The organism is Pseudooceanicola pacificus (assembly GCF_009789075.1).
In the GTDB taxonomy this organism is placed as follows: Bacteria; Pseudomonadota; Alphaproteobacteria; order Rhodobacterales; family Rhodobacteraceae; genus Pseudooceanicola; species Pseudooceanicola pacificus.
In genome coordinates this window covers 61528-87690 of sequence record NZ_WNXQ01000006.1, presented here as the reverse complement: position 1 = coordinate 87690, position 26163 = coordinate 61528, and the positions used below count along the sequence as shown (strand labels likewise).

Sequence of the window (26163 nt, the reverse complement as noted above, 5' to 3'; positions counted from 1 at the left end):
GCGTTCAAAGCTGGGTGTCCGGCGGCGGATCAGGCCGTCAGCAGGTCCTCGATCCGGATCGGGAAGCGGCGGATGCGCTTGCCTGTCGCATGCCAGATCGCATTGGCGATGGCACCGACAGACCCGACCGTACCGATCTCGCCCACTCCCTTGATGCCCAGGGCGTTCACATGGGGATCGTCTTCGTGGACGGTGATGGCCTCGAACCCGTGCACATCGGCGTTCACCGGCACATGGTATCCGGCGAGGTCCGCATTCACGATGCGCCCGGTGCGGGGGTCGTGCCTGGCCTCTTCGTGCAGCGCAAAGGACAGGCCCCAGATCATGCCGCCCAACAGCTGGCTTTCCGTCAGCCGCGGGTTGATGATCCGTCCGGCGGCAAACACGCCGACCATCCGCGTGACGCGCATCTGGCAGAGCACCGAGTCGACCTTGACCTCGGCAAAGACCGCGCCGTGCGAATGCATGGCATGGGCCTCTGCCGCCTCGGGCGGGCGCACACCGCGGCCACTGCCCTTGAGCGGCACGCCACCTGCCCGGGCCAGGATATCTGCAAAGGGTTCGCTCCGGCTGTCGTCGCCTTCGACCATCAGCAGCCCGTCACGCGCCACGAAGCCGGCATTGCCCGACCCGTGCAGCGGCGATGCGGGATCGGCCGCCGCCAGTTCGCCCAACTGGCGGATCACATCGCTGCCGGCCGCGTGCAGGGCACTGCCTGCCGTGGCCGTGTGGCCCGATCCGCCCGCCACGCCGCCGTCGGGCAGCGAGGAATGGCCCGCGCGGAATTCGACCTTGTCCAGCGGCAGGCCAAGGCTGTCCGCCGCGATCTGGGCGAGAGAGGTCCAGGCCCCCTGCCCCATGTCCACCGCCGAGGTTTCCACCAGCGCCGTGCCATCGGGCCGCAGGGTCGCCTCGGCCTCGGCCATGAACATCGGACAGGGGAAGAGCGCGGTGCCCATGCCCCATCCGGTAAGCATGCCATCCCCATCGACCATCTGGCGCGGTTGCAGCGGCCGCCCGGCCCAGCCGAACCGTTCGGCGCCCTGCCGGTAGCATTCGCGCAGCGCCTTGGACGAATAGGGCTTGCCCGTGCCCGGCTCGATCTCGGCATAGTTCAGCAGCCGGAATTCCAGCGGATCGATGCCCGCTTTCTCGGCCATCTCGTCCATCGCGCATTCCAGCGCGGCCGAGCCAGAGGCCTCTCCCGGCGCGCGCATCGGACCGGGCGTGCCGATATCGAGGCGCACCGCGCTGTGGGTGGAACGCAGCGCCCCGGCCTTGTAGAGCCCCTGCGAGGCATTGGGGGCCGGTTCGATGAAGTCATCGAAGGTCGAGGTTTCCGACAGGCCGGAATGGTCGATGACCGTCAGCGCCGCCTGATCGTCGATGCCCAGCCTCAGCCGCTGGCGGGTCGCGCCGCGATGGCCGACCGGGCCGAACATCTGGTTGCGGGACAGGGCCAGCTTGACCGGGCGGTCCAGCGTCCGCGCGGCGAGGACGGCCAGCACATAGGGCCCGATCGGAAACGCCTTGGACCCGAAACCGCCACCGAGATAGGGGCTGGACAGGGTGACATTCTCGGGCGGGATGCCAAAGAAATACGCCATGCTGTGACAGGTCATGGTGAGCGCCTGGCTGGGCAGTTCCAGATGCAGCTTGTCGCCGTTCCACTTGGCGACAACGGCATGTGTCTCCATCGCGTTGTGGTACATGGCCGAGGTCGTATAGGACACATCGACCGAGGCGGTGGCCGCTGCATGGCCCGCCTCGACATCGCCATGCACCGTGTTGGCCGGGGTCCCGAACCCGGCAGGTTCAAAGGTATAGGCCGCGGCATCGTCCAGCCCGGTGCGGGGTTTCTCCATCGCATATTGCGGGTTCAGCAGGCGGGCGCCTTCGGTTGCGGCCTCCAGCGTCTCGCCCACGACCAGGGCGACCGGCTGCCCCGCATAGCGCACCGTATCGTCCTGCAGTACCTCGATCCGCTGCGAGAAGAACGTCGGTTTGTCGTCGGGATTGCCCTGCAGCGGGGGGCGGTTCTGCGGCGTCATCACCAGGACGATGCCGGGATGCGCCTCGGCAGCGGCGGTGTCCATCCGGGTGACCCGGCCGCGCGCGATGGTGGCGGTGGCGTAGACGGCATAGAGCAGGCTGTCCGGATGGTTGTCGGCGCTGAAGGTCGCACTGCCGGTGACCTTGGCGATGCCGTCGCGGCGGGTGACGGGCTGGCCGGAATTCGAGCCGAACCGCCGGGATAGGGATATGGTGTCAGACATGTTGAGGGTCCTCGATCCGGGTTCCGAATGGGGATGCGGGCAGCGCGGGGATCCGCGCCGGAGTGCCAGCGGCGGCCATGCTCAGGGCGCGGGCGGCGGTGTTGCGGGCCAGGTCGATCTTCCATTTCTGGCCATCGGGAGAGTTGGCCATGGCCAACACCGCCTCGGCGACCTCTGCGAAAAGCGCGGCATCGGGGGCCTTGCCGGTCATCATCGCCTCGGCCTCGGCCAACCGCCAGGGCTTGGCGGCAACGGCGCCGAGGGCCAGGCGCGCCTCGGCGATCAACCCGCCTTCGATCCGCAGGGCCGCGGCGGCCGAGGCAAGGGCAAAGGCGAATGACGTCCGTTCCCGCACCTTGAGATAGCGCGCATGGGCGGCAAAGCTGCGGGCCCTGGCGGGCAGGCGCAGGGCCAGGATCAGCTCGCCGGGTTCCAGGGCGGTGTCACGCTCGGGGGTGGAGCCGGGCAGGGGTTGCAGATCGGCCACCGCGATCTCGCGCATACCCTGCGGGCCGCGGACCTCGGCCACGGCCTCCAGCGCGACCAGCGGCACGGTGAAATCCGACGGGTTGGTGGCGATGCAGGCATCGCTCCAGCCCAGGATGGCGCTGTTGCCGGGCGCGGCCATCGCGTCGCAGCCGGCCCCCGGATCGCGCCGGTTGCAGAGCGCGGCAGGCTCCTGAAAGAACGGGCAGCGCGTCTTTTGCAGCAGGTTCCCGGCCACCGTGGCCACGTTGCGCAACTGCCCGGACGCGCCTGACAGCAGCGCCTCGGCCACCATCGGATAGGCCGCGGCAAAGTCGCGGTCATGGGCCAGCGTCGCGTTGCGGACCAGCGCGCCGATCCGCGTGGAGCCGTCGGGCAGCGTCTCGATCCGGTCGAGGCCGGGCAGGCGGGTGATGTCGATCACCGCGTCGGGCTGCATCGCCCCGGTCTTCATCAGGTCGACCAGGTTGGTGCCGCCGCCCAGCCATGCCGCGCCGGGCCGCCAGGCCGACAGCGCCTCGTCGATCGTGGCGGGCTGGATGAAATCGAATAGCTTCATGCCGCGTCGTCCTTTTCTGCTGTGGCCATCCGGCGTGTCGCGTCCTGAACCGCCAGCGTGATGCCGTGATAGGCCGAACACCGGCAGATATTGCCGCTCATCCCCTCGCGGATGCGTTCGGGATCGTCCCCGGCCTGGCCCTCGGCGATCAGGCCGACGGCGCTCATGATCTGGCCCGGGGTGCAATAGCCGCACTGGAAACCGTCATGTTCGATAAACGCGCTCTGGACGGGGTGCAGGCTCTCGCCATCGGCCAGCCCCTCGATGGTGGTGATCTTGGCACCGTCGAGCGTGGCGGCGAGGGTCAGGCAGGCATTGACCCGGTGACCGTCGATCAGGACCGTGCAGGCCCCGCATTGGCCGCGGTCGCACCCCTTCTTGGTGCCGGGCAGGGCCAGCCGCTCGCGCAGCAGGTCCAGCAGTGTCACACGCGGATCGTCGAGCGGAATATCCCGCGCGGCCCCGTTGATTGTCAGGCTAAGTGAGAGTGACATGCGTCCTCCCTATGTTGGCTGTGATGCAGGGTATGGGCACTCGCGCCCGGTCGAAGTTTTCCGTATGATCCTCGGAAAGGCGCAATTTCGCACCGTCTCATTACTATACGGAGGGTGCCTCCGTTTTTCAAGGGAAAGGCTTCGGCTTGTCCGATCCGCAGAAGAGGAAGCCGCGCTCCGACGCGTTGAAGAACCGCGAGCGGTTGATCGAGGCGGCCAAGGACGTGCTGGGCAAGGGCGGGCCGAACGCCAGTCTTGAGGCGGTGGCCAAGCAGGCCGGGGTGGGGATCGGCACGCTCTACCGGCATTTTCCCACGCGCGAGGCCCTGTTCAACGCCGTCTTCAGCCGTGACCTGACGGACCTCGTCGAGATCGCCGAGTCGCTGGATGCGGATGACGACACGGTCGAGGCGCTGCGCCGGTGGCTGCGTTCCAACGTGTCGATGGTCGAAACCAAGCGGGGCATGCTCGGGGCCTTGTCGGTCATAATGACCGAGGACTCGCGGAAAGCCTATGACGCCGAGTTCGCGCTGATCCGCGCCGCATTGGACCGTGTGATCGCCCGGGGCGTGGCCGCGGGACAGCTGCGTCCCGGTTTCAGCCCGGACGACCTGATGCAGACCATCTACGCCATATGTTACGCCCGCCAGCCCGGGCCGGGATGGCGTGAGAACGTGCTGCGGCTGCTGGACATCTTCATCGACGGATTGCGGGCCTAGGCGGCGCCTTGGGCGGCCAGCTGGCCAAGCCCCGGCGCGGCTGCATGTGATGCCGGATGTGAGGCTAATCGGCACAACAGGGTCTGATATTCGCCTCTTTCGATCCTGATGGACAAGGGGTGGCGCTATCGGTAATGGAGTGTCATCGGGCAGGGTGTCCCGGGCGACTCTGAGGCGGACGCCTTTGGCCCGGCCCGGCAGATGGACCGGCCGATCAGGTTCCTGGTGCCGTTCAGACGACATGAGAATTATTGGACGCAACGAGAGCGTGCATCCTGCGGCGTTTCTGGCGGTATTTTCTGGCTGAAAGCGCCGGGATGATTTATCCTGCGGCCATGAGATCCGAGCAGATCATTCCCGACCCCGATCCGGACAGCTTATCACGCGTGCCGTCGTGGATCACCGCGCGTCACGGCGAAACCCCCGGGAATGTGTCGTTTTTGTCAGGCGCCGCGCTGGCGCACCTGAACGCGGTCCTGACGGCGCGGGACATCCCGATGGCCCTGCTGCGCGAAAGGCTGGCCCTGACCGCGGCCGAAGCCTGTGTCGCGCGTTCGGGCCGCTCGGAACGCGCGGGCGAGCTGCGCGATGCGCTGCACCTGCTGCGCCCGGGCGACCTGCCCGGCCCGGCGGGCGAGGTCTACCAGTCCTGGCAGCGCGCGGTGCGGGGGGCGATCTCGGTCAAGGGGCTGCACCGGGCCCTGCCCCTGCTGGAGCCCGCGCACCTGGCGGAGTATCTCGACACCGGGGCAGGGGACCCTGTGTCGCGCGCGTCCACGGTGCTGGAGGCGGTGCTGACCGCGAACCCGCGCCACGATGTGCCGGCGCTGATCCTGGCGGATGCCGCGATCGCGCGGGGGCTGGGATGGGACCATGTGATGCCGCTCATGGCGCAGGGGCTGAAGCGCGCCGACCTGGCCCTGCGGGAAGAGGCGCTCTGCACCGCCTGTCATGCCGCCGTCACGGCCACGGCGATCCGCGCGGTTGGCGTGGCGAGCGATCTGGCGCGCCGCGCCGCGCATCTCCGCCAGGTCACGCCCAAGCTGCGCGCCAAGGCGGCCGGGGCCGCGGTCGAGATGGTCCTGTCGCGTGACGCGGTGGCGCCTTCGGCCCTGCCTCTGCCCGACCGCGCGGCCCGGCGGCTCTGCGACCGGCTGGTCACGCTGGGCGCGCTGCGGGAACTGACGGGGCGCGACACATTCCGCCTGTACGGGGTCTGATCCGTGGCGCGGCAAGCCCCCGAATTCGACCGGGAACTGGCCGATCTTGCGCCAGAGCTGCGGTGGCGCGAATGGCTGCGGCGGGTCGAGGCGGTGCTGTTCGCCAGCGCCACGCCCGTGCCGCGAGACGCGCTTGCGCTGGTCGTGGGGCAGGGGGTCTCGGTCGATCTGCTGGTCGCGGATCTGGCTGTCGATCTGGAAGGGCGCTCTTTCGAGGTCGCGCGGGTCGGCGACGGCTGGTTGCTGCGAACCCGCGCGGCCTATGCCGCCGCGATCCTTGCGGCGGCCGATATCGGGGATCAGGAACTGGACCTGAGGGAATTCGATGTCGCGGTGCTGGCGGCCATTGCCCATCACCAGCCCATCACCCGGGACGGGCTGCGAGAGATATTCGGCAAGGACATCAGCCGGGATCTGATCGGGCGGCTTCATGCCCGCAGCCTGATCGCCCCCGGTCCGCGCAGCCCGAAACGCGGCGCGCCCTATACCTTCGTGACAACCGACCGGTTCCTTGCCGCCTTTGGGCTGGAGAGCCTGGAGGACCTGCCCGACAGTGAACAGGCGCAGGACGCAGGGCTGGCGGGCGGTTGATGCGGAACCTGCCGCGCCGCGATTTGTGTCACGAACCGGCCCGTTAGTGACGCTTTGGAACGACCGCGACGATTGGTCGACTGCGCTGGCGGCGTGGGGCGCGGGGCACCCCGCTCAATGGCCTGACCCCGTCGATCGTGCGCAACGCCGCGCTTTGTGACAAGCTGTTGGGTGACCCCTTGGCCGCGAAACTCTTTGCCAAGGCCGAGGCGATGGCAAAACTGGGCGTCATGGAGCCGGAGGACCTGGCGGAGCTCGCCGCCTTCCCCGCCAGCCCGGCAGTGGCGAAGATCACAGGCCAGAGGATGTCCGCCATCGGCGGGCTCCCGGCCATCTGAACAGGAGACAGACATGTCAGCCAATTCCCCCTTCGATCCGGCCGGTCGCAGCCCGGTGTTCTTCGACGACAGCCTCGTGATGCTGCGCGATCAGGTCCGGCGTTTTGTCGAGACCGAGATCAAACCCCATGCCGATGCCTGGGAAGCCGCGGGCGAAACTCCGCGTGCGCTGCTCAGGAAAATGGGCGGGCTCGGCTTCTTCGGCATCCGCTACCCCGAGGCGCTTGGCGGATCGGCCCTGGATCAGCGCGCCACGGTCATCTGGGCCGAGGAACTGGGGCGTTCCACCTATTCCGGCGTGGCCATCACCGCGCTTGTGCATACCGACATGGCCTCGGTCCATATCTTCAACGCGGGGAATGACGCGCAGCGGGCCGAATGGATCCCGCGCTGCATTTCTGGAGAGGCGATTTCCGCCGTCGCGGTGACCGAACCCGGCGCCGGGTCGGACGTAAAGGGGATTTCCACCCGGGCGCGGCAGGATGGGGACGACTACATCCTGAACGGCGCCAAGATGTTTATCACCAACGGTGTGCTGGCGGATGTCTACTGCGTCGCGGCCAAGACCGATCCCGACGCCCGGCCCTCGCAATCCGTCACCATGTTCCTGGTGGAAAAGGGCATGCCCGGCTTCACCGTCTCGCGCGCGCTCGACAAGCATGGCTGGCGGTCCTCGGACACGGCGGAGTTGAGCTTTCAGGACGTCCGCGTGCCAGCCGCCAATGTGCTGGGCCGCGAGGGCGGCGGGTTCTACGAGATCATGAAGAATTTCCAGAACGAACGGCTGGTGATCGGCGCCATGGCCATGGGCGAGGCGCAGGCGGCGCTGGACCTCACCGTCGATTACACCCGCGAGCGCAAGGCCTTTGGCGCGCCGCTCTGGGACAAGCAGGCCATCCGGCAACGGCTGGCGATGCTGTCGGCCCGGGTCGAGGCCTGCCGCCAGTTCATCTATGCCACCGCCGCCCGGGCCGCGGCGGGCGAAGAGGTGGTGCGCGAGGTCTCGATGATCAAGGCGCTTGCGGGCGAGCTGGTGAACGAGGTCATGTACGATTGCGTCCAGTTCCACGGCGGCATGGGCTTCATGCGCGAAAGCACCATCGAACGCATGTCCCGCGACGCCCGGGTGCAGAGCATCGGCGGCGGCGCGACGGAGGTCATGCTGGAAGAAGTCGCAAAGAGGATGTGACCAAGGCAGCAGGATCCCGGCTCTGCGAGCCCGCCAGGTCGCGCCGGATGATTGAGACGGCGCTTGGCTCGGGCGCGGATGCCGTGACCCTCGACCTGGACGACGCGGTTGCCAGGGAGGCGGCGCGCCGGACGCCCGCCCCGTGTCCGGATACCGCTCGGGGCACGCCCTGCCCGAATGCGAAGGCCCCCCGCGATCTGGCAGCTCGGTCTGTTCCCATGCAACGAAGCCTTAAGACAAAGGCCGTAAATCGAGTGGGCCCGGGCAAAGGGAAATGTCTGCGTGCGGTCCGGATCCTGCGGGCTGCCATGTTGAGCCCTGCACAGTAACCCCCAAGCTGGCAGCGTTGCGTTGTAGGAGCCAGCGCCAGTCAGGACCCTTCCGGCGCCCCACCTGATGGAAGGAAACGTCGTGGCTAACCATGAAATGTATCTCTTCGCGTTGGATAGCGTCACCTCCTACACCGGTCCCGGGACCTTGTTTCCCAATTCGACGCTTGGAAACACCGGCGTTGGCGGTACGGTAACATTTGGCGCCCTGGACGGAGAAAAAATTACTGTCACCGACAATGATCCGGATTTTGAGGACGGCGATACCGGTATTCTTGGAATCGGGGGGCAGACATCAACCTTCTCGGGCAACCTGTTCAACCTGTCGGGATCCAGCGAAACGGAATATTCCTATACGCTCACGCACCCGGACACAGGCGATACGGTCAATATATACGCCTTCACGTCTTCGGGGTTTCTGGGGCTGGCCAACAATGTGGTTGGCTTTGTGGCGGACGGGCCGATTGATCCCGCTGTCACTTACTCCATTTCCTATGGGGGCGGCTCACCAAGCGTTGCATATTCCGGTCTGGCCATCTGTTTTGCCGCCGGAACACAGATACTCACTGGCCGTGGCACGCACACCCCGGTTGAAGATCTGAAACCGGGCGATACGGTCCTGACTGTCGACCACGGTCCGCAAGAAATCAGATGGATCGGTGCGCGCCATTTGACTGCGGGCGACCTGACGCGAACGCCTTCGTTGCGTCCCATTCGCATTCAAGCCGGCGCATTGGGTGATGGCAGGCCGTTTGACGACCTGATCGTATCCCCGCAACACCGCGTGCTCGTCAATTCAAGGATCGTGCAAAAGATGTTCGGCGAGCGGGAGGTTCTGGTCGCGGCAAAGCAACTGGTTTCACTCAATGGGATTGATGTGGTCAATGAAATCGGTGACCTGACATATTACCACTTCCTGTGCGACCAGCACGAGATTGTTCTTGCGAACGGCATCCAGACCGAAAGCCTTTACACCGGTCCTCAGGCATTGAAAGTCCTGTCAGAAGAAGCGCGGGGTGAAGTCCTGATGATATTCCCGCAGCTGGCTGATCTTGAATACACGGCGCTGCACGCGCGTAGGGTGGTATTGGGGCGCCAGGTCCGGAGCATGGTACTTCGTCACAAAAAGAACGCGCAACCTCTGACCGCGCATTGCAGGGCCGCGCCCTTTGGGTCGGCTCCTCTTCCCGGATGCGAATGATCCGGTCTGCCTTGTGGCTGTACGGCGGCAGTGACTGAACCGATCGCTTCAGAGAGCGCCGCAATGGGGATGCGCCTTCTGATTTGGCGTCGGAAAGCTGGGAAGACAGCCAAACCCGTGTGCCAGAAGCCGCCATTCGGACGTATATTGCCAAAGGTCGCCTTGTGCCGCACTCCGGACGTTCGGGCGCGCTGCCTCGAATGTCCGGTTCGGGCCGGGCCTGCGCGACGCTTGGGTCACGATGGCCTCTCTCGGACGGCCCGGGGCAGCCGAAAACCCCGCATCCGGCGGGCCAGGGCCCCCGCACAATCCTTGGACCAGGCGCCGCGAGAGGTGCAGCCTAGCCGCGACAACGGCAGAAACTTCGGGATGAGCGCGCGATACGGCAGATCTTTTCATGCATTCCGTTGGATAATCATGCAGAAGTGGGTCCTGCGGGGGCTGGCAATGGAATGAGGAGCGCATGTGTGTCGTAGAAGATCCGTCAGGTCTTGCGCTGCCGCCCGGCAGTGCGGAACTGATGCCACCGGAGGCCTTGTCCCGCTTCCACGCCTTCATGCGTCGCGACGTGACGACCAGTGAAACCGAATGGATGCAGGTCGACCTCTTCAAGGCGCGGATCGAGCGTCTGGATCTGTCCAAGCTGCATCTGGTGCATGAGTTGACGGTCAGTGTCTTCTGGCCCCACCGTCCGCCCGACATTGAAATGGCCCTGGGGCTGGGCACCGGCTACATCGCGCTTGACGAGATCGTCCGCCCCCTGGGCACCGCCATGGGATTTCCCAGTGGCGAGGATTACGCCATGCTGGGCATGATGGTGACCACGCCAAGGCTGCAGGCCCTGGGCACCGGGCGGCGGCTGCTGCGCCGGGTGATGCGCGATCAGGCCGGGCGCGATCTGCGCCTCTCCGCCACGCGCGAGGGTTACCGTCTGTACGAAAGCGCCGGGTTCACCCCGGTCGGGCTGGTCTATCAGCATCAGGGCAGGGCGCGGGCGATCCGGCCGCCCGACCCGGTGCAGGGCGTTTCGATCCGGCCGATGGCTGAGGGCGATCTGCCGGCGATCCGGGCCCTTGACGCGCATGCCTATGGCGCGGTGCGCGCCCGCGTTCTCGATGCGCTGCTGGACATCTCCGAGGTGATCGTGGCCGAACGCGGCGGCGAGATCGAGGGCTATGCGATGCTGCGCCGCTTTGGCAAGGGCCGGGTCATCGGCCCGCTGGTGGCCGAGCAGGATGGCGTCGCGATGCTGCTGGCGGCCGAGTTCATCATGGCGCATGAGGGCGCGTTCCTGCGCCTCGACACGATTATCGACAGTCCCCGCTTCGAGGCCTTCGTCTCGGCGGCCGGGCTGGGGGTGTACGACACGGTCACCGACATGCGTTTTGGCCGCCTGCGCCGCGCGCAGAGCGGGCCGCTGACATTCGGGCTGGCGATGCATTCACTGGGCTGACCCGGCGCCGCATCGAAAAGGGGGCCGCGTCCCGCGGCTCAGGACATCCGGTCCTTCAACCCGAAATACATCCCGACCAGCGGCAGGAACCAGGGCTTGCCGGAATGCAGCGGCACCGTCGGCCAATCGACCCCATGCAGCGGATTCGTGTCTGTCCGGCCCAGTGCCATATCCGCCAGCACCTGGCCCATCAGGGTCGAAAGCTGCGCACCGTGGCCCGAATAACCCATGGCGTAGAGCATGCCGTCCGCCTCTCCGGCGCGCGGGTATCGGTCCTTGGTCATGCCGACCATCCCGCCCCAGCAATACTCCAGCTCGACCCCGGCAAGCTGCGGGAACATCTCGCTCAGCGCCGCGCGCAGAATCACGCCGGATTTCGCGTCCGAGCTTTGATCGGAGCGCGCCGAGAACCGCGCCCGGCCGCCGAATATCAGCCGGTTGTCCGGTGACAGGCGGAAATAGTTGCCGATGTTCATCGAGGTGACATAGGTGCGGTTGCCGGGCAGGGTCGCGGCGACCTCCTCGGCACTCAGCGGACGGGTGGCCACGATGAAAGAGCCGACAGAGATGATGCGCTTGCGGAAATAGCCCAGAGGCGCCCTTGCGACGCTGTTCGAATAGCCATTGGTCGCGGCGATCACCCGTTCGGCCCGGATTGCGCCCCTGGGTGTCTCGACCAGCCAGCCGGTGCCCTCGCGCCTGCGCCCGGTGACCGGGGCGCCTTCCCAGATCTTCGCGCCGTGCCGGTGGGCGGCGTCGGCCAGGCCGTTCACGTAGCGGCCCATATGCATCATCGCCGACTTGCCGTAGAGCATCCCGCCGTGGAACTGGTCCGACCCGATCTCGCTTTCCAGGTCGTGCTTGTCCAGGAAGCGGGTGTCGGGGTCGACCTCGCGGTGGATGAGCTCGAATCCGGCGCGCAGCCCTGCCACATGGCTGGCTTTGGACGCAAGTTTGAGCTTGCCCGAACGGCGGAAATTGCAGGCGATGCCTTCCTCGGCGATGACGTCCTCGATCATGTCGATCGAGCGGTCATAGGCCTGCCACAGCGCCTTGGCGCGGGTCTCGCCCAGATGCGCCTTGGCCTCGCCATAGCCATGCGCCATGCCGTTGTTGAGGTGCCCGCCATTGCGCCCCGACCCGCCAGCGCCGACATGGGCGGCCTCCAGCACCGCGACGCTGACCCCTTCGCGGGCCAGCTTGCGGGCGGCGTTGAGCCCGGTGAACCCGGCCCCGATCACGACCACGTCGACCTTGCCCTCCACCGGGCCCGGCTGGGCCGAGGCAAAGGGCGTCGAGGTCGCATGCCAGTAGGACTGATATTGCATCGCGATGCTTTCGTTGCAGCGTTGATTACAGGCCGACGACGCCGGGAAGCCCGGTGACGTCCTTGATCTCGGTATAGCCGTAATAGGGGTTCGCCGGCTCGTGGCCGCGGTTGACCCAGACCTTGTGCTTGATGCCGATATCATGCGCGGTCATCAGGTCATAGCGGAAGGAGGAGGAGACATGCAGCACATCCTCCGGCCCGCAGCCGAGCTGATCGAACATGTATTCAAAGGCCTGCATCCGCGGCTTGTAGGCCTGCGCGCTTTCGGCTGTGAAGACATGGGCGATCGGCGCGCCGAGCTTGGCGATATTATGCGGGATCTGGCTGTTCATCGAATTGGTGAGCGCCACCAGCGGGATATGCGGCGCGATCCTGGCGAGGCCCGTGGGCACGTCCGGGTTGGGCCCCCAGGTCGGCACGCGGTCATAGATTTGGGCCGCAATCGCGGGGTCGAAGGGGACGTCATTGCGCTTGCAGGTGCGTTCCAGCGCGTTGTGCACCACTTCGGCGTAGGGCTTCCACGCGCCCAGCACCTCGTCCAGACGATAGGCCGAGAAGTCGCGGATGAAGACCTCGATCTTGTCGGCCCCAAGCTGCTCGCCGTAGAAATCGCGCGCGGCACCGGCCATGTCGAAAAAGATCATCGTGCCGTGGCAGTCGAAGGTGATGAATTTGGGGCGGAAGGTCATGTCTGTCTCCGGGGGTGGATGATACCCGTATCTTGGCCCGGCTGCCGCCACAGCGCCTGCCGCGATTCCCGCTTTCAGCGCATGAAATTGCGTTTGTCGCTTGGCTGGCGGCACGGTCTGCCGTGTCACTGGCGCATTTGGTGACCTGCGCGGGGCAGGGCGGGGCATTCTGCCGCCAACCTTTCACGCCCGATCCCGGAGACCCCGATGAACCTGCTCGTTCCCGTTGATGCCGCGCCCGCCTTTGCCCCCGAGGAAGGGGTGCCCGCCCCCGAGCGCCTGATCGAGGGCGCGCCCGCCTTCAAGACCTGGCAGCTCGACACCGCGCTGGCCGAGGCCGCCCAATGGGGCCAGATCCGCACCGGTGTCTGGGAGGCGACCCCCGGCAAGACCATCTCGATCAAGGGGGAAACCTTCGAGTTCTGCCACATCCTCGCCGGCCGTTGCGAAATCGCCGAGGATGGGGGCGAGACGCATGTCTTTGGCGCGGGCGACAGCTTTGTCCTGAAACCGGGCTTCACCGGCACCTGGACCACGCTCGAGACGGTGCGCAAGATCTACGTGATCGCCTCTTGATGCGGGCGGCAGAGATCCTCGAACGGCTGGTCGGCTTTCCCACCGTCGTCGGGACGCCGAACATGGGGTTGATGGATTATGTCGCGCATTACCTTGCGGAGCATGGCGCGCGGGTCACCCGGCTGATGGGCCCGGAAGGGGATCGTGAAAACCTGTTCGCGACCATCGGCGACCCCTCGCGGCCCGGCTACATCCTGTCCGGCCATGTCGACGTCGTCCCCGCGCAAGAGCCGGAATGGCTGGGCGATCCCTTTGTGCTGCGGCGCGACGGCGACCGGCTGATCGGGCGCGGGGCCTGCGACATGAAGGGCTTTGACGCCGCCGTTCTGGCCGCGGTGCCGGAACTGGCGGCGATGCCGCTCAAGGCGCCGGTGCATATTGCGCTGTCTTATGATGAGGAAGCAGGCTGTCGCGGCGTCCCACATCTGCTGGCGCGGCTGCCCGAGCTTTGCGCCGCGCCGCTCGGCTGCATCGTGGGCGAACCCACGGGGCTGGTGCCGGTGCTGGCGCACAAGGGCAAGGCGGCGCTGCGGCTGGTCGCCTCGGGCGTGTCGGGCCATTCCTCGCGTCCCGATCTGGGGCGGAACGCGATCCATGCGCTGGCCCCGGCGCTGGCGGCCACGGTTGCCCTGGCCGATGCGCTCAAGTCCGGTGCGCAGGACGCGCGTTTTGCGCCAAGCTGGTCGACGGTGCAGATCGGCACCGTTGCGGGCGGGCAGGCGCTCAACATCATCCCCGACCGCGCCGAGGCCTGCATCGAGGCGCGCGCCATCCACGGGGTCGACCCGCGAGGGCTGCTCGCGCCGCTGATGGATCTGCCGGGGGTTGAGGTCGAGTGGCTGTCGAGCTACCCGGCGCTGGCGCTTGGGGCGGATCACCCGCTTGCGACGCTCGCCGCCGATATCTCGGGGCATGGCCCTCTGCAGGCGGTGTCCTACGGGACCGAGGCAGGGCTTTTCCAGCAGGCTGGCGTGCCGGCGATCGTCTGCGGGCCGGGTGACATCGCGCGCGCCCACAAGCCCGAGGAATACCTGACCGGGGCCGAGCTTGCCGCCGCGACCGGGATGGTGCTGGCGCTTGGCCGGCGTCTGTGCTGATCGCGGCATTTCCTGCGGCGGCCCGGTGCCGGAGTAGCAAGAAACTGCTGTGCGCCCGCCCGATCAGGATGAACCTGCCGCCCGGCCTGCACTAGCCTGACCCTGACCAGATCAGGAACAGAGAGTAACGATGACCCCAGCCTCTCCGCTCGCGGCGGCCGCGCCCGAGATCAACATCATTCCCTTCGAGCCCGCCCATATCGAGGGCGCCCTGCGCCTGTCGCAAGAGGCGGGCTGGCCGCATCGCGCCGAGGACTGGGGGCTGACGCTTTCGGTCTCGCGGGGCGTCGTGGCGCTGCAGGGCGACGAGGTCGTGGGCACCGCGCTCTGTTCGCTGTTTGGCGAGGTGGCGGCGATCAACATGATCATCGTCGACGCGCGGATGCGGGGGCGGGGCCTCGGCCGCAAGCTGATGCAGGCCGTGCTCGACATCGCCAGCCCGCGCGAACAGCGCCTGACCGCCACCGAGGACGGTTTGCCGCTCTATGAAAAGCTGGGCTTTGTGGTCGTGGGTGAGATTATCCAGCATCAGGGAATTGCCCGCGCCGCCGAGGCCGAGGAGCCGGTGCAGGTGAATGCGCCTGCGGATCTGGCCGAACTTGCCGCGATGGATCACGCGGCCAGCGGGATGGATCGCAGGGATCTGATTGCGGGCATCCTCAAGACCGGAGAGCTGCTGCGCGCCGAGCGTGGGTTTGCACTGTTGCGCCTCTTCGGGCGCGGCAAGGTTTTGGGGCCGGTGGTGGCGCAGGACGCCGCGACCGCCCGGGCGCTGATCGCCGCCGGGGCCACGCGCGCGGCAGGGGAATTCCTGCGCATCGACCTTCCCGACTGGGCGCTGGCGCCCTTCGCCGAAAGCCTCGGCCTGGCCCATGTGGGCGGCGGCACCGCGATGACACGGGCGGCCCGCGCCGCCCCCGACACCGATTACACAACCTTCGCCCTCGCCTCGCAGGCCCTGGGCTGACCTTTGCGGAGAGCGCCATGCTGACCAATTCCCTTGTCGAGCTGGACCGCCAGCACCTTGTCCATCCGGTCTCGTCCTTCCGGGGCCACGAGGCGCGCGGCGTGCGCGTGTTGCGCTCTGCCAGGGGCGCGACGGTCACCGATGCCGAGGGGCGCGAGCTGATCGACGGTTTTGCCGGGCTCTGGTGCGTCAATGCGGGCTACGGCCATGACAGCATCATCGAGGCCGCCGCCGCGCAGATGCGCGAACTGCCCTATGCCACGGGCTATTTCGACCTGGGGGCCGAGGCGCCGATCCGTCTGGCCGCGGAACTGGCCGAGCGCAGCCCGGGCGACCTGAACCACATCTATTTCAGCCTTGGCGGGTCGGACGCGGTGGACAGCACGATCCGTTTCATCCGCTACTACTGGCATGCCAGGGGCCAGCCGGACCGCGACCAGTTCATCTCGGTCGAGCAGGGCTATCACGGGTCCACCACCATGGGCGCGGGGCTGACCGCGCTGCCCGGGTTCCACGACGGGTTCGGCGTGCCCTACCAGTGGCAGCACAAGATCGCGTCGCATTACATCTACCGCAACCCGGCCAGGACCGAACAGGAGATCATCGACGCCTCGGTGGCCGAGCTGCGGGCCAAGGTCGCGTCGCTTGGCGAGGACAAGGTCGCCGCCTTCTACGTCGAGCCGATCCAGGGTTCGGGCGGGGTGCTGGTGCCGCCGAAGGGCTGGATGAAGGCGATGCGCGATGCCTGCGCCGAGATGGAGATCCTGTTTGTCGCCGACGAGGTGATCACCGGATTTGGCCGCACCGGCCCGCTATTCGCCTGCGAGGACGACGGCATCGTGCCCGATCTGATGACCACGGCAAAGGGCCTGACCTCGGGTTATATCCCGATGGGCGCGGTCTTCATGCGCGATCACGTCTATGAAACCATCGCCGAGGGCGCGGGCGCCAAGGCCGTGGGCCACGGTTTCACCTACTCGGCGCATCCGGTATCCGCCGCCGTGGCGCTGGAGGTGCTGCGTCTCTACGAAGGCGGATTGCTGGAAAATGGCCGCAAGGTCGGGGCGCGGCTGATGGCGGGGCTCGAGTCGCTGCGCGATCACCCGCTGGTCGGCGATGTGCGCGGGCGCGGGATGCTCGCCGCTGTCGAACTGGTGACCGACAAGGACAAGAAGACGCCGCTGCCTGCCTCCGTCCAGCCGGCCACCCGCCTCTTTGACCGCGCCTGGGAACAGGGGCTGATCCTTCGCAGCTTTGCCCAGGGCATCTTTGGCTATGCGCCGCCGCTCTGCTGTACCGAGGCCGAGATTGACGCCATCGTCGAACGCACGCGCAAGGTGCTGGACCTCACGCTGGACGACCCGGAGATCCGGGCGGCCCTCAGCTGATGGCGCTGCTGTTCCTGTCCTCGGCCGAACGCGCCGCGATCTGGGCGCCGCTGTTCGAGGCGGCGGGCGAAGAGATGATCCTGGGTGAGGCGGCGGTCACCGACCCCGCCGCGGTCACCCATATCCTCTGCTGGCAGCCGCCGCAGGATCTGCTGCGCTATCCAAACCTCAAGGCGGTGATCTCGACCGGGGCGGGTGTCGATCATATGCCCGCGCTGCCCGAGGGCGTAAGCCTCGTGCGGACCCTCGCGCCGGGGATCGAGGAGATGGTGCGCGACTGGGTGGTCATGGCCACGCTGATGCTGCACCGCGATATGCCCGCCTATATCGCGCAGCAGCGCGCCGCCGCCTGGACGGTGCGCCCGGTGGCGCTGGCACGCGGTACGCGGGTCGGGATCATGGGGTTGGGTCGGATCGGGCAGCTGGCCGCCAAGAGCCTGACCGGCCTGGGTTTCGACGTTGCGGGCTGGTCGCGCTCGGCTCGCCCGGTCGCGGGGATCGAGGTCTTTGGCGCGGCGGCGCTGGAGGCCTTCCTCGGGCGCAGCGATATTCTGATCTGCCTGCTTCCGCTGACTGCCGAGACGCGGGGCCTGATGGATGCGCGCTTCTTTGCCATGCTGCCGCACGGGGCGCGGCTGGTGCAGGCGGGGCGGGGCGCGCAGCTCGACATGGAGGCGCTGCGCCATGCGCTGGACACCGGGCAGCTGGCCTCGGCCATGCTCGACGTGACCGAGCCCGAGCCGCTGCCCGCCGATCACTGGGCCTGGAGCGATCCGCGCCTGGTGATCACCCCGCATGTGGCGGCCCAGACCGACGCTGTCGAAGGCGCCCGCCATGCGCTGAACGTGCTGCGCGCCAGCCGCGAGGGGGCAGAGCTGCCCGGCCTCGTGGATGTGTCGCGGGGCTATTGAAACCGGTCCCGTGTCACGGCGCGAAAATGCCGGATGGCGGGGGAATACAGAAGAATATGCCGCTCTCCGACCCGCTTTCGGAGATTCCACCGCCGGGTTCTGCGGGAAGATTGCGGCATCAGGACCGCGAAACCGAACAGGGGCCAGGGCCCCACGGGTACAGCAGACGATGCCACGCAGTGACTGCGTACCTGCAACAGGAAGAGCGCCCCTGCCGCGCCGCACCGCTGAAAGGACTGCCTGGATGTCGACCACCGCCGCCGTGAAGCCGCTGACTGCGTTCAGCTACGTTACCTTCGACGTGGTCGGCACGCTGATCGACTTCGAGGGCGCGATCAAGGACGGCCTGGCGGCAATCGCCGCGAAAGAGGGCGTGGATATCGACGGCGAGTCGGCGCTTTCGATCTATCGCGAAGCCCGCTACATGCCGGGTGCGGGCCTGTTCCCCGACGATCTGGGCCGCTGCTACAGCATGATTGCCGCGGTCTTCGGCCTGCCCGACACCGAGGCGTACCGCCAACTGATGATCGACAGCGTGGGCGAGGCCAGGCCCTTTGCCGACAGCGTCGAGGCGCTGGCCCGGCTCAGGGCGCGCTACAAGCTGATCGCGATGACCAATGCCCGTCGCTGGGCCTTCGACAAATATGCCGACAAGCTGGGCAACCCCTTCTGGGCGAGCTTCACCACCGATGACACGGGCTGCGAAAAGCCGGACCCGGCGTATTTCCGGCAGGTCTTCGATTTTGTCGCCGCCGACGGCGGCAGCAAGCACGACATCCTGCACACCGCGCAAAGCCAGCACCACGACATCGGTATCTCTCGCCAGCTGGGCATGACCAACGCCTGGATCCAGCGCCGCCATGCGCAGCAGGGCTATGGCGGCACCATCGAGCCGAAAGACTTCACCACCCCCGATTTTCACTATCACGCGCTGATCGACCTGGCCCGAGCGGCCGACGACGCCTTTGGCGCGTGAGCCCCGCCCACCAGACCACCCGAGGCGGCTGCAAGACCGCCAGGGCCCACCACTCAACTCATAACAACAGGGAAGACTGACATGACAAAGACCCCCACCAACTGGACCGGACGCGACGACGCGATGGTCGAACACATGATCCGCCGCGGTGCATCGCGCCGGGATCTGCTGAAAATGCTGATGTCCTCGGGCATCGCCGCCGCTGCCGGCGGCTCGCTGCTGATGCGCGCTTCGGCCGCCGTCGCCGCGACCCCGGTCATGGGCGGGAACTTCAAGGCGGCCGGCTGGTCGTCCTCGACCGCCGACACGCTGGATCCGGCCAAGGCGTCGCTCTCCACCGATTACGTGCGCTGCTGTGCCTTCTACAACCGCCTGACCTTCCTGGACGAAGCCGGGCAGGTGCAGATGGAACTGGCCGACACCATTTCGTCGGACGACGCGCAGACCTGGGAAGTGAAGCTGAAGCCCGGCGTGCTGTTCCACGACGGCAAGACGCTGTCCTCGGACGATGTGGTCTTCTCGCTGAAACGTCACCTCGACGAGTCCGTCGGCTCCAAGGTGAACTCCATCGCCAAGCAGATGACCGAGATTTCCAAGGTGGACGACCTGACCACCAAGATCGTGCTGCAGGCACCCAATGCCGACCTGCCGACGATCCTGGCGCTGCACCACTTCATGATCATCGCCGACGGCACCACGGATTTTTCCAAGGCCAACGGCACCGGCGCCTTCATCTGCGAGGTCTTCGAGCCGGGCGTGCGCTCTGTCGCGACCAAGAACCCGAACTACTTCAAGGCCGAGGGCCCCTATCTCGACAGCTTCGAATTCTTTGCGATCCCGGACAACAATGCCCGGGTCAACGCGCTGCTCTCGGGGGACATCCACTACGCGGCCGCGGTCAATCCGCGCTCTTCGCGCCAGCTTGACGGCAACGACTCCGTCGCGACCCTGGTCAGCACCTCGGGCAACTACACCAACCTGAACATGCGCCTTGACCTGAACCCCGGCGACAAGGCCGGCTTTGTCGAGGGCATGAAATACCTGCTGAACCGCGAAGCGATCCAGAAATCCGCCTTCCGCGGCTTTGCCGAAATCGCCAACGACCAGCCCGTGTCGCCCGCGAACCGCTATCACAACCCCAACATCAAGCCGCGCGAGTTCGATCCCGAGCGCGCCAAGTCGCTGTTTGACAAGGCCGGGCTTCTGGGCGTGGAAATTCCGGTTGTCGCCTCCGACGCCGCCACGGCTTCGGTGGACATGGCCACCATCCTGCAGCAGGCCGGCAGCGAGATCGGCATGAACCTCAAGGTGGACCGCGTGCCGTCCGACGGCTACTGGTCGAACTACTGGCTCAAGGCGCCGGTCCATTTCGGCAACATCAACCCGCGCCCGACGCCGGACATCCTGTTCTCGCTGCTCTATACCTCGGACGCGCCGTGGAACGAGAGCCAGTACAAGTCCGACAAGTTCGACTCGATGCTGGTCGAGGCGCGCGGCGCGCTCGACGAAGAGCGCCGCAAGGCGATCTATTGGGAGATGCAGGAGATGGTGGCCAACGAAGCCGGCACCGCGATCCCGGTCTACATCTCCAACATGGATGCCTTCACGGCCAAGCTGGGCGGCCTCAAACCCAACCCGCTGGGCGGCATGATGGGCTATGCCTTCGCCGAATACGTCTGGCTCGACGCCTGATCCGAAAGGATGCCGGGCCCGCGTGACAGATGCGGGCCCGGTCTTCTAGACTTCACACAGCAGATCCACGCCAACAGCGGAAAGAGGTGCCCCGTTGCCCCAGTCGCTTCAGCCATGGTTTCTCGTGATACAGCGGCTCGGCATCGCCCTGCTGACGCTGGTCATCGTCTCCTTCGCCGTCTTCTTCGCGACCGAGATGCTGCCCGGCGACGTGGCCGAGATCCTGCTGGGCCAGGCCGCCACGCCCGAAGCGGTGGCCGGTCTGCGCGAGGCGATGGGGCTGAACGAACCGGCGCTCAGCCGCTTCATCGGCTGGCTCATCGGGCTGGCGCGCGGCGATCTGGGCACCTCCTACGTGAACAATATCGAAGTGGTGGAGCTGATCTCGGGACGGCTGGTGAATTCGCTGAAGCTTGCCGGGGTCACCACCGTCGTTTCGGTTCCGATCGCGCTGAGCCTTGGCATCGGGGCCGCGATGTGGCGCGGCTCGGTCTTCGACCGGATCGTGTCGATGCTGACCATTTCGGTGATCTCGGTGCCCGAATTCATGGTGGCGACGCTGGCGGTGCTGATCTTCGCCGTCTGGCTCGGCTGGCTGCCGGCGCTCAGCTACGGTGTCGATGTCAGCTCTCTTTCGGCCATACTCAAGGCCTATGCCATGCCGGTGATCACCCTGTCCTGCGTGATCTCGGCGCAGATGATCCGGATGACCCGTGCCGCGGTGATCGAAACGATCAACACCCCCTATGTCGAGATGGCGCTGCTGAAAGGCGCGTCGCGCAAGCGCATGGTGCTGGTCCACGCCCTGCCGAATGCGCTCGGCCCGATTGCCAATGCCGTGGCGCTGTCGCTCAGCTACCTGGTCGGCGGGGCGATCATCGTCGAGACGATTTTCAACTACCCCGGCGTCGCCAAGCTGATGGTCGATGCCGTAAGCACCCGTGATCTGCCGCTGATCCAGTCCTGCGCGATGATCTTCTGCGTCAGCTACCTGTCGCTGATCACGCTGGCGGATGTGATCGCCCTGCTCTCCAATCCAAGGCTGCGTCGATGATGGCTGAAGACACCGACACCACCGCCGCCCTGACCACGCCACCCCCCAGGGGCCCGGGCTGGAGCTTCAACTGGGTCGGCCGCATCGGCCTTGTCGTCATCCTGTTCTGGGCGCTGGTCGCGCTGGTCGGCCCCTGGCTGGCGCCCTACCCGCCGGGCCAGATTGTCGACTATGACTTCTTTACCCCGATGTCCGCCAACTACTGGATGGGGACCGACTATCTGGGGCGCGACATCTTCTCGCGCATCCTGATGGGCTCGCGCTACACGGTGGGCATCGCGCTTGCGGCGGTGACGCTGGCCTGCACGCTGGGGGTGATCCTCGGCATGGTGGCCGCCGTGGCGGGGGGCTGGTTCGACATGGTCCTGTCGCGGCTGCTGGATGCGTTCAACGGCATCCCCTCGCTGCTCTTCGGCCTTGTCGTGGTGGCTGCCGTCGGCTCGTCCATCCCGGTGCTGATCCTGACGCTGACGGCGATCTACATGCCCGGCTCTTACCGGTTCGCCCGGGCGTTGGCGGTGAACGTCAACACGATGGATTTTGTCACCGTCGCCCGTGCCAGGGGCGAAAGCACGCCCTACCTGATCCTGCGCGAGATCTTTCCCAACATCCTTGGCCCGGTGCTGGCCGACCTCGGCCTGCGCTTCGTCTTCATCGTGCTGGTGCTGTCGGGCCTGTCCTTCCTCGGGCTTGGCGTGCAGCCGCCCAATGCCGACTGGGGCGCGCTGGTGCGCGAGAATATCGAGGGGCTGAGCTTTGGCGCGCCGGCGGTGATTTTCCCCTCCATCGCCATCGCCTCGCTGACGATCTCGGTGAACATGTTCATCGACAACCTGCCCACCAAGATCCGCGACAGGAGCGAATGATGACCATGCCCCTCGTCTCTGTCAAAGACCTGCGCATCGGCGCCGTCACCGATGCCGGCCGCAAGGTCGAGATCATCAAGGGCGTCAGTTTTGACATCGCGCCGGGCGAGATTGTCGCGCTGATCGGCGAATCCGGGTCGGGCAAGACCACCATCGCGCTGTCGCTGATGGGGCACACCCGCACCGGTTGCAGCATCGAGGGCGGGACGATCCGCCTGGACACATCCGATATCACCGCCATGAGCGAGTGGGCCCGCGCCAGGGTGCGCGGGACCGAGGTGTCCTATGTGCCGCAATCGGCGGCGGCGGCCTTCAACCCTTCCAAGCGGATCATGGACCAGGTGACCGAGATCTCGGCCATCCACGACCTGATGCCGCGCGCCGAGGCCGAGAAGAAGGCGGTGGACCTGTTCCGCGCCCTGGCCCTGCCGGAGGCCGAGACCATCGGCCAGCGCTATCCGCACGAGGTGTCGGGCGGGCAGCTGCAGCGCCTCTCGGCGGCCATGGCGCTGGTTGGCGATCCCAAGCTGGTGATCTTTGACGAACCGACCACGGCGCTGGACGTGACCACCCAGATCGAGGTGCTGCGGGTCTTCAAGTCGGTGATGAAACAGGGTGGCATGGCCGGTGTCTATGTCAGTCACGACCTTGCCGTTGTGGCGCAGATCGCCGACCGGATCATCGTGCTCAAGGGCGGGGAAATCCTGGAGGTGGGCAGCGCCGATCAGATCCTGAGCGCGCCCAGGCATGCCTATACCAAGCAGCTTATCGCCGCCTTCGAGCCGGTGCCGCACCAGCCCCAGGGGCTGCCGCTTCAGGCGGCCAAGCCCAAGGTGGTGCTCGAAGTGGCTGATCTCTGCGCGGGCTACGGGCCGGTGAGGGGCGGCGTGCCCCATGCCAAGATCCTCAAGGACGTGAGTTTCAAGCTGGAGCGGGGCCGCAATCTTGGCGTGATCGGCGAGTCCGGCTCGGGCAAGTCGACCCTGGCGCGGGCCATCGCCGGAATCCTGCCGGCCTATAGCGGCTCCGTCATGCTCGACGGTATCCAGCTGACCCCTGACCTGCGCAACCGCTCGAAAGAGGAACTGCGCCGCGCCCAGATCGTGTTCCAGCTGGCCGATACCGCGCTGAACCCGGCGCATTCCATCAGCACCATTCTTGCCCGGCCCCTGACCTTTTACGACGGGCTGCGCGGTGCGGCGCGCGAGGCGCGGGTCATCGAACTGCTGGACATGGTCAAGCTTCCCGCCGCCCTGCGCCACAGGCTGCCGGGAGAGCTCTCCGGCGGGCAGAAGCAGCGGGTCAACCTGGCCCGGGCCCTGGCCGCCAGCCCCGAGCTGATCCTGTGCGACGAGATCACCTCGGCGCTCGACACCGTGGTGGCCGCCGCGATCCTCGAACTGCTCAAGGAGCTGCAGCGCGAGCTGGGGCTGAGCTACATGTTCATCAGCCATGACCTGTCCACGGTCGAGGCGATCTGCGACGACGTGCTGGTGATGTACAAGGGCGAGGTGGTCGAGGCGCTGCCGGCGGCGCGCATGTCCACCGAAGCCGAACATCCCTATTCGCGGCTGCTGGTGTCCTCGGTTCCCAAGCTCGACACCGGCTGGCTGGCGGGGCTGGAACAGGATCCTGAACTGGTTGCCCAGTTCGCCAACCGCTGACGCGACAGCCCGCGGAAATCGACCCGAAGGCGCCGGATAGAGACGCTGCGCGAGCGGCTCAGATCTTGTCGGCGAAGAGGTGGGTCAGCGGCATCTGGGTCTTGGAAAACGGCGTCTTCATCACGACGAAGCTGAAATACTTGTCGATCCCGACGTTGCGGTCGATCAGCCCCTCGATGATCGTCTGGTAATCGGAAATCGAAGCGGTCACAAATTTCGCAAGATAGTCGTAGCCGCCGGACACCAGGTGGCATTCGACGCAGCATTCGACCTTTTCCAGCGCCTCCTGGAAGCGGGCGAAATCGATCTGGCGGTGGTTGCTGAGCGTGAATTCCGTAAAGACGGTCAGCGTCTCGCCCAGCTTGGCCATGTCGATCTGCGCCGCATAGCCGCTGATATAGCCGGCCTTTTGCAGTTTCTTGACCCGCATCAGGCAGGGCGAGGGCGACAGATGCACCAGATCGGCCAGCTCGACATTGGTGATCCGGCCATTGCGCTGCAACTCGGCAAGAATTTTCAGGTCGATCCGGTCGAGCTTGTACCTGCTGGTCATGGGGCCTTTCCTTCGGAATCCGCGTGCCGCGTGGATCCTGTGAAGGACGCAGCCATCCCAAAGTCAACGGCATTCGACAGGAAATGCCGTGACGGGTCCGTGTTCCGGCAGATGCCTCTGGCGGCGACATCGTAAAAGATGGCGGGACCACAGGAGAAGACCATGACCGCCCCCTTGCTGCATATCGAGACCCAGAGCGCGCTGCCCCAGACCGCCGATTGCGTTGTGATCGGCGCGGGCATCGTCGGCACCAGCGCGGCCTATTGGCTGGCGCGGGCCGGGTTGACGGTGCTGCTGCTGGAAAAGGGGCGCATCGGCGCCGAACAGTCGAGCCGCAACTGGGGCTGGTGCCGCCAGCAGAACCGGGACGCGCGCGAACTGCCGCTGGCAACCCGCAGTCTGGACCTGTGGGAAGAGATGGCCGAGGACATCGGCGAGGATCTGGGATTCCGCCGCTGCGGGTTGCTGTACCTGTCCAATGACGCCGCCGAGATCGAAGGCTGGGCCAACTGGGGCCGTTTCGCCCGCGGCGAGGGGGTCGACACCCGGATGCTGAGCGCGGCAGAGGCCACCGAGCGCGGCGCAGCCACGGCGCAGCACTGGGCGGGCGGCGTCTGGTCGCCCAGCGACGGCATCGCCGATCCGATGCGCGCCGCGCCGATCATCGCCAGGGGCGTCGTCAAGCACGGCGGAACGGTCATTCAGAATTGCGCGGCCCGGGGTATCGAGACCTCGGGCGGCGCGGTGTCCGCCGTGATCACCGAACAGGGCACCGTGCGGACGACCCAGGTCGTGCTGGCCGGCGGGGCCTGGGCGGCGAGCTTCCTGCATCAGTCGGGCATCGTCTTCCCGCAGGCCGCGGTGCGCAGTTCGATCCTGTCGGTGGCGCCCGGCGCCGAGGGGCTGCCACCGGCGCTGCACACTGCGGCCGTGTCGATCACCCGGCGCGGCGACGGGGCCCATACGCTGGCGATCTCGGGGCGCAGCCATCTCGACCCCACGCCGGGGGCGATACGGGGGGCAAAGCACTTCCTGCCGATGTTCGCCAAACGCTGGCGCGCGCTTTCTCCGGGTGGGCTGCAGGGCTGGCGGGCGGGTTTCGAAACCCGCAAAATCTGGGCGCTGGACCGCGAAACCCCGATGGAGCGTATGCGCATCCTCGACCCCAGGCCCTCTCCGCGCCTGGTGGGCGAGACCCTGTCCCGCGCCCGCAAGCTGCTGCCGGCGCTGCGCGATCTGCCGGTCCAGGCCAAATGGGCGGGCTATATCGACAGCACGCCCGACGGCGTGCCGGTGATTGACAGCGCCATCGGCCTGCCTGGCCTGACCCTGGCGGCGGGGCTTTCGGGGCATGGCTTCGGCATCGGTCCGGGGGTCGGGCACCTGGTGGCCGACATGCTGACCGGCCGCCCGCCGATCACGGAAACAGCGCATTATCGCCTCAGCCGGTTCGACATGGCGCAATGGGGCAAGGTGGCAAAGTTTTGAGCGCACGCCGCGAACGGTGACATTGCCGCGCTCGACCAGACGCGCAGGAAAGAACGC

The 26163-nt window shown here is 66.7% G+C and carries 24 protein-coding genes; 18 read left to right on the top strand and 6 right to left on the bottom strand.

Going from position 1 to position 26163, the window contains the following annotated elements; translation table 11 throughout:
* Window positions 1-29: 29 nt before the first annotated feature.
* The 3 genes from GLS40_RS11880 to GLS40_RS11870 are packed head-to-tail and all read right to left on the bottom strand — an operon-like array spanning window position 30 to window position 3815.
* Entirely contained in the window at window positions 30-2276 is a 2247-nt protein-coding gene (locus GLS40_RS11880) for a xanthine dehydrogenase family protein molybdopterin-binding subunit (protein WP_160382946.1), read from the bottom strand.
* Window positions 2269-3321, bottom strand: a complete 1053-nt coding sequence (locus tag GLS40_RS11875) for an FAD binding domain-containing protein (protein ID WP_160382945.1) — start codon at window positions 3319-3321, stop codon at window positions 2269-2271. Before GLS40_RS11875 ends, GLS40_RS11880 begins: the two co-directional genes overlap by 8 nt.
* On the bottom strand, window positions 3318-3815 hold the full coding sequence (locus GLS40_RS11870) for a (2Fe-2S)-binding protein (RefSeq protein WP_160382944.1): 498 nt from the start codon (window positions 3813-3815) through the stop codon (window positions 3318-3320). The genes GLS40_RS11875 and GLS40_RS11870 overlap by 4 nt, the downstream gene beginning before the upstream one ends.
* A gap of 146 nt (window positions 3816-3961) precedes the next feature.
* Between GLS40_RS11870 and GLS40_RS11865 the strand changes: the two genes are divergently transcribed.
* From GLS40_RS11865 to GLS40_RS11835, 7 genes are all read left to right on the top strand, one after another.
* The gene (locus GLS40_RS11865; protein ID WP_160382943.1) at window positions 3962-4534 is read left to right on the top strand and encodes a TetR/AcrR family transcriptional regulator; all 573 of its coding nucleotides are present in this window, start codon (window positions 3962-3964) and stop codon (window positions 4532-4534) included.
* A gap of 335 nt (window positions 4535-4869) precedes the next feature.
* Complete coding sequence (locus GLS40_RS11860) at window positions 4870-5754, top strand: DUF1403 family protein (RefSeq protein ID WP_160382942.1); 885 nt, start codon at window positions 4870-4872, stop codon at window positions 5752-5754.
* Between the two features lie 3 nt (window positions 5755-5757).
* The gene (scpB, locus tag GLS40_RS11855) at window positions 5758-6345 is read left to right on the top strand and encodes an SMC-Scp complex subunit ScpB (protein ID WP_160382941.1); all 588 of its coding nucleotides are present in this window, start codon (window positions 5758-5760) and stop codon (window positions 6343-6345) included.
* A gap of 167 nt (window positions 6346-6512) precedes the next feature.
* The gene (locus GLS40_RS11850; RefSeq protein ID WP_160382940.1) at window positions 6513-6683 is read left to right on the top strand and encodes a Rossmann-fold NAD(P)-binding domain-containing protein; all 171 of its coding nucleotides are present in this window, start codon (window positions 6513-6515) and stop codon (window positions 6681-6683) included.
* 13 nt (window positions 6684-6696) lie between these two features.
* Window positions 6697-7872, top strand: a complete 1176-nt coding sequence (locus GLS40_RS11845; protein ID WP_160382939.1) for an acyl-CoA dehydrogenase family protein — start codon at window positions 6697-6699, stop codon at window positions 7870-7872.
* Between the two features lie 411 nt (window positions 7873-8283).
* Window positions 8284-9402 carry a Hint domain-containing protein gene (locus GLS40_RS11840; RefSeq protein WP_328598897.1) on the top strand — a complete coding sequence of 373 codons (1119 nt, stop codon included), beginning with the start codon at window positions 8284-8286 and terminating at the stop codon, window positions 9400-9402.
* 463 nt (window positions 9403-9865) lie between these two features.
* The gene (locus GLS40_RS11835) at window positions 9866-10855 is read left to right on the top strand and encodes a GNAT family N-acetyltransferase (protein ID WP_160382938.1); all 990 of its coding nucleotides are present in this window, start codon (window positions 9866-9868) and stop codon (window positions 10853-10855) included.
* Window positions 10856-10893: 38 nt separating this feature from the next.
* Here the strand turns inward: GLS40_RS11835 and GLS40_RS11830 are convergent, their stop codons facing one another.
* Window positions 10894-12183 carry an NAD(P)/FAD-dependent oxidoreductase gene (locus tag GLS40_RS11830; protein WP_160382937.1) on the bottom strand — a complete coding sequence of 430 codons (1290 nt, stop codon included), beginning with the start codon at window positions 12181-12183 and terminating at the stop codon, window positions 10894-10896.
* 25 nt (window positions 12184-12208) lie between these two features.
* Window positions 12209-12874, bottom strand: a complete 666-nt coding sequence (locus tag GLS40_RS11825) for a haloacid dehalogenase type II (protein WP_160382936.1) — start codon at window positions 12872-12874, stop codon at window positions 12209-12211.
* A gap of 207 nt (window positions 12875-13081) precedes the next feature.
* Here GLS40_RS11825 and GLS40_RS11820 point away from each other — a divergent pair, with 207 nt between their 5' ends.
* The 10 genes from GLS40_RS11820 (at window position 13082) to GLS40_RS11775 (ending at window position 24065) form a co-directional block, all read left to right on the top strand.
* Window positions 13082-13450, top strand: a complete 369-nt coding sequence (locus GLS40_RS11820) for a cupin domain-containing protein (RefSeq protein ID WP_160382935.1) — start codon at window positions 13082-13084, stop codon at window positions 13448-13450.
* On the top strand, window positions 13450-14547 hold the full coding sequence (gene argE / locus GLS40_RS11815) for an acetylornithine deacetylase (protein ID WP_160382934.1): 1098 nt from the start codon (window positions 13450-13452) through the stop codon (window positions 14545-14547). Before GLS40_RS11820 ends, argE begins: the two co-directional genes overlap by 1 nt.
* A 130-nt stretch (window positions 14548-14677) precedes the next feature.
* A complete protein-coding gene (locus GLS40_RS11810; RefSeq protein WP_160382933.1) occupies window positions 14678-15514 on the top strand; it encodes a GNAT family N-acetyltransferase in 837 nt (278 codons plus the stop codon).
* A gap of 17 nt (window positions 15515-15531) precedes the next feature.
* Window positions 15532-16902, top strand: a complete 1371-nt coding sequence (locus tag GLS40_RS11805; protein WP_160382932.1) for an aspartate aminotransferase family protein — start codon at window positions 15532-15534, stop codon at window positions 16900-16902.
* Entirely contained in the window at window positions 16902-17813 is a 912-nt protein-coding gene (locus tag GLS40_RS11800) for a 2-hydroxyacid dehydrogenase (RefSeq protein ID WP_160382931.1), read from the top strand. Before GLS40_RS11805 ends, GLS40_RS11800 begins: the two co-directional genes overlap by 1 nt.
* 244 nt (window positions 17814-18057) lie before the next feature.
* Window positions 18058-18789: an HAD-IA family hydrolase gene (locus tag GLS40_RS11795; protein ID WP_160382930.1), complete on the top strand. Its 732-nt coding sequence runs from the start codon at window positions 18058-18060 to the stop codon at window positions 18787-18789.
* An 81-nt stretch (window positions 18790-18870) separates the two neighbouring features.
* Complete coding sequence (locus tag GLS40_RS11790) at window positions 18871-20481, top strand: ABC transporter substrate-binding protein (RefSeq protein ID WP_160382929.1); 1611 nt, start codon at window positions 18871-18873, stop codon at window positions 20479-20481.
* A 94-nt stretch (window positions 20482-20575) separates the two neighbouring features.
* Entirely contained in the window at window positions 20576-21535 is a 960-nt protein-coding gene (locus tag GLS40_RS11785) for an ABC transporter permease (protein WP_160382928.1), read from the top strand.
* A complete protein-coding gene (locus tag GLS40_RS11780) occupies window positions 21532-22401 on the top strand; it encodes an ABC transporter permease (protein WP_160382927.1) in 870 nt (289 codons plus the stop codon). The genes GLS40_RS11785 and GLS40_RS11780 overlap by 4 nt, the downstream gene beginning before the upstream one ends.
* Window positions 22401-24065, top strand: coding sequence for an ABC transporter ATP-binding protein (locus GLS40_RS11775; protein WP_160382926.1), 1665 nt, complete (start codon window positions 22401-22403; stop codon window positions 24063-24065). The genes GLS40_RS11780 and GLS40_RS11775 overlap by 1 nt, the downstream gene beginning before the upstream one ends.
* A 58-nt stretch (window positions 24066-24123) precedes the next feature.
* Here the strand turns inward: GLS40_RS11775 and GLS40_RS11770 are convergent, their stop codons facing one another.
* A complete protein-coding gene (locus GLS40_RS11770) occupies window positions 24124-24618 on the bottom strand; it encodes an Lrp/AsnC family transcriptional regulator (protein ID WP_160382925.1) in 495 nt (164 codons plus the stop codon).
* A 162-nt stretch (window positions 24619-24780) separates the two neighbouring features.
* Here GLS40_RS11770 and GLS40_RS11765 point away from each other — a divergent pair, with 162 nt between their 5' ends.
* Window positions 24781-26106, top strand: coding sequence for an NAD(P)/FAD-dependent oxidoreductase (locus GLS40_RS11765; protein WP_160382924.1), 1326 nt, complete (start codon window positions 24781-24783; stop codon window positions 26104-26106).
* The last annotated feature ends 57 nt before the right edge of the window (window positions 26107-26163 follow it).

What these genes read in the sequence shown, in the direction of transcription:
- GLS40_RS11880 (WP_160382946.1), bottom strand. Translation starts at nt 2,276, where the DNA reads ATGTCTGACACCATATCCCTATCCCGGCGGTTCGGCTCGAATTCCGGC.
- GLS40_RS11875 (WP_160382945.1), bottom strand. Translation starts at nt 3,321, where the DNA reads ATGAAGCTATTCGATTTCATCCAGCCCGCCACGATCGACGAGGCGCTG.
- GLS40_RS11870 (WP_160382944.1), bottom strand. Translation starts at nt 3,815, where the DNA reads ATGTCACTCTCACTTAGCCTGACAATCAACGGGGCCGCGCGGGATATT.
- GLS40_RS11860 (WP_160382942.1), top strand. Translation starts at nt 4,870, where the DNA reads ATGAGATCCGAGCAGATCATTCCCGACCCCGATCCGGACAGCTTATCA.
- GLS40_RS11845 (WP_160382939.1), top strand. Translation starts at nt 6,697, where the DNA reads ATGTCAGCCAATTCCCCCTTCGATCCGGCCGGTCGCAGCCCGGTGTTC.
- GLS40_RS11835 (WP_160382938.1), top strand. Translation starts at nt 9,866, where the DNA reads ATGTGTGTCGTAGAAGATCCGTCAGGTCTTGCGCTGCCGCCCGGCAGT.
- GLS40_RS11830 (WP_160382937.1), bottom strand. Translation starts at nt 12,183, where the DNA reads ATGCAATATCAGTCCTACTGGCATGCGACCTCGACGCCCTTTGCCTCG.
- GLS40_RS11825 (WP_160382936.1), bottom strand. Translation starts at nt 12,874, where the DNA reads ATGACCTTCCGCCCCAAATTCATCACCTTCGACTGCCACGGCACGATG.
- GLS40_RS11820 (WP_160382935.1), top strand. Translation starts at nt 13,082, where the DNA reads ATGAACCTGCTCGTTCCCGTTGATGCCGCGCCCGCCTTTGCCCCCGAG.
- argE (WP_160382934.1), top strand. Translation starts at nt 13,450, where the DNA reads ATGCGGGCGGCAGAGATCCTCGAACGGCTGGTCGGCTTTCCCACCGTC.
- GLS40_RS11810 (WP_160382933.1), top strand. Translation starts at nt 14,678, where the DNA reads ATGACCCCAGCCTCTCCGCTCGCGGCGGCCGCGCCCGAGATCAACATC.
- GLS40_RS11805 (WP_160382932.1), top strand. Translation starts at nt 15,532, where the DNA reads ATGCTGACCAATTCCCTTGTCGAGCTGGACCGCCAGCACCTTGTCCAT.
- GLS40_RS11800 (WP_160382931.1), top strand. Translation starts at nt 16,902, where the DNA reads ATGGCGCTGCTGTTCCTGTCCTCGGCCGAACGCGCCGCGATCTGGGCG.
- GLS40_RS11795 (WP_160382930.1), top strand. Translation starts at nt 18,058, where the DNA reads ATGTCGACCACCGCCGCCGTGAAGCCGCTGACTGCGTTCAGCTACGTT.
- GLS40_RS11790 (WP_160382929.1), top strand. Translation starts at nt 18,871, where the DNA reads ATGACAAAGACCCCCACCAACTGGACCGGACGCGACGACGCGATGGTC.
- GLS40_RS11780 (WP_160382927.1), top strand. Translation starts at nt 21,532, where the DNA reads ATGATGGCTGAAGACACCGACACCACCGCCGCCCTGACCACGCCACCC.
- GLS40_RS11775 (WP_160382926.1), top strand. Translation starts at nt 22,401, where the DNA reads ATGACCATGCCCCTCGTCTCTGTCAAAGACCTGCGCATCGGCGCCGTC.
- GLS40_RS11770 (WP_160382925.1), bottom strand. Translation starts at nt 24,618, where the DNA reads ATGACCAGCAGGTACAAGCTCGACCGGATCGACCTGAAAATTCTTGCC.
- GLS40_RS11765 (WP_160382924.1), top strand. Translation starts at nt 24,781, where the DNA reads ATGACCGCCCCCTTGCTGCATATCGAGACCCAGAGCGCGCTGCCCCAG.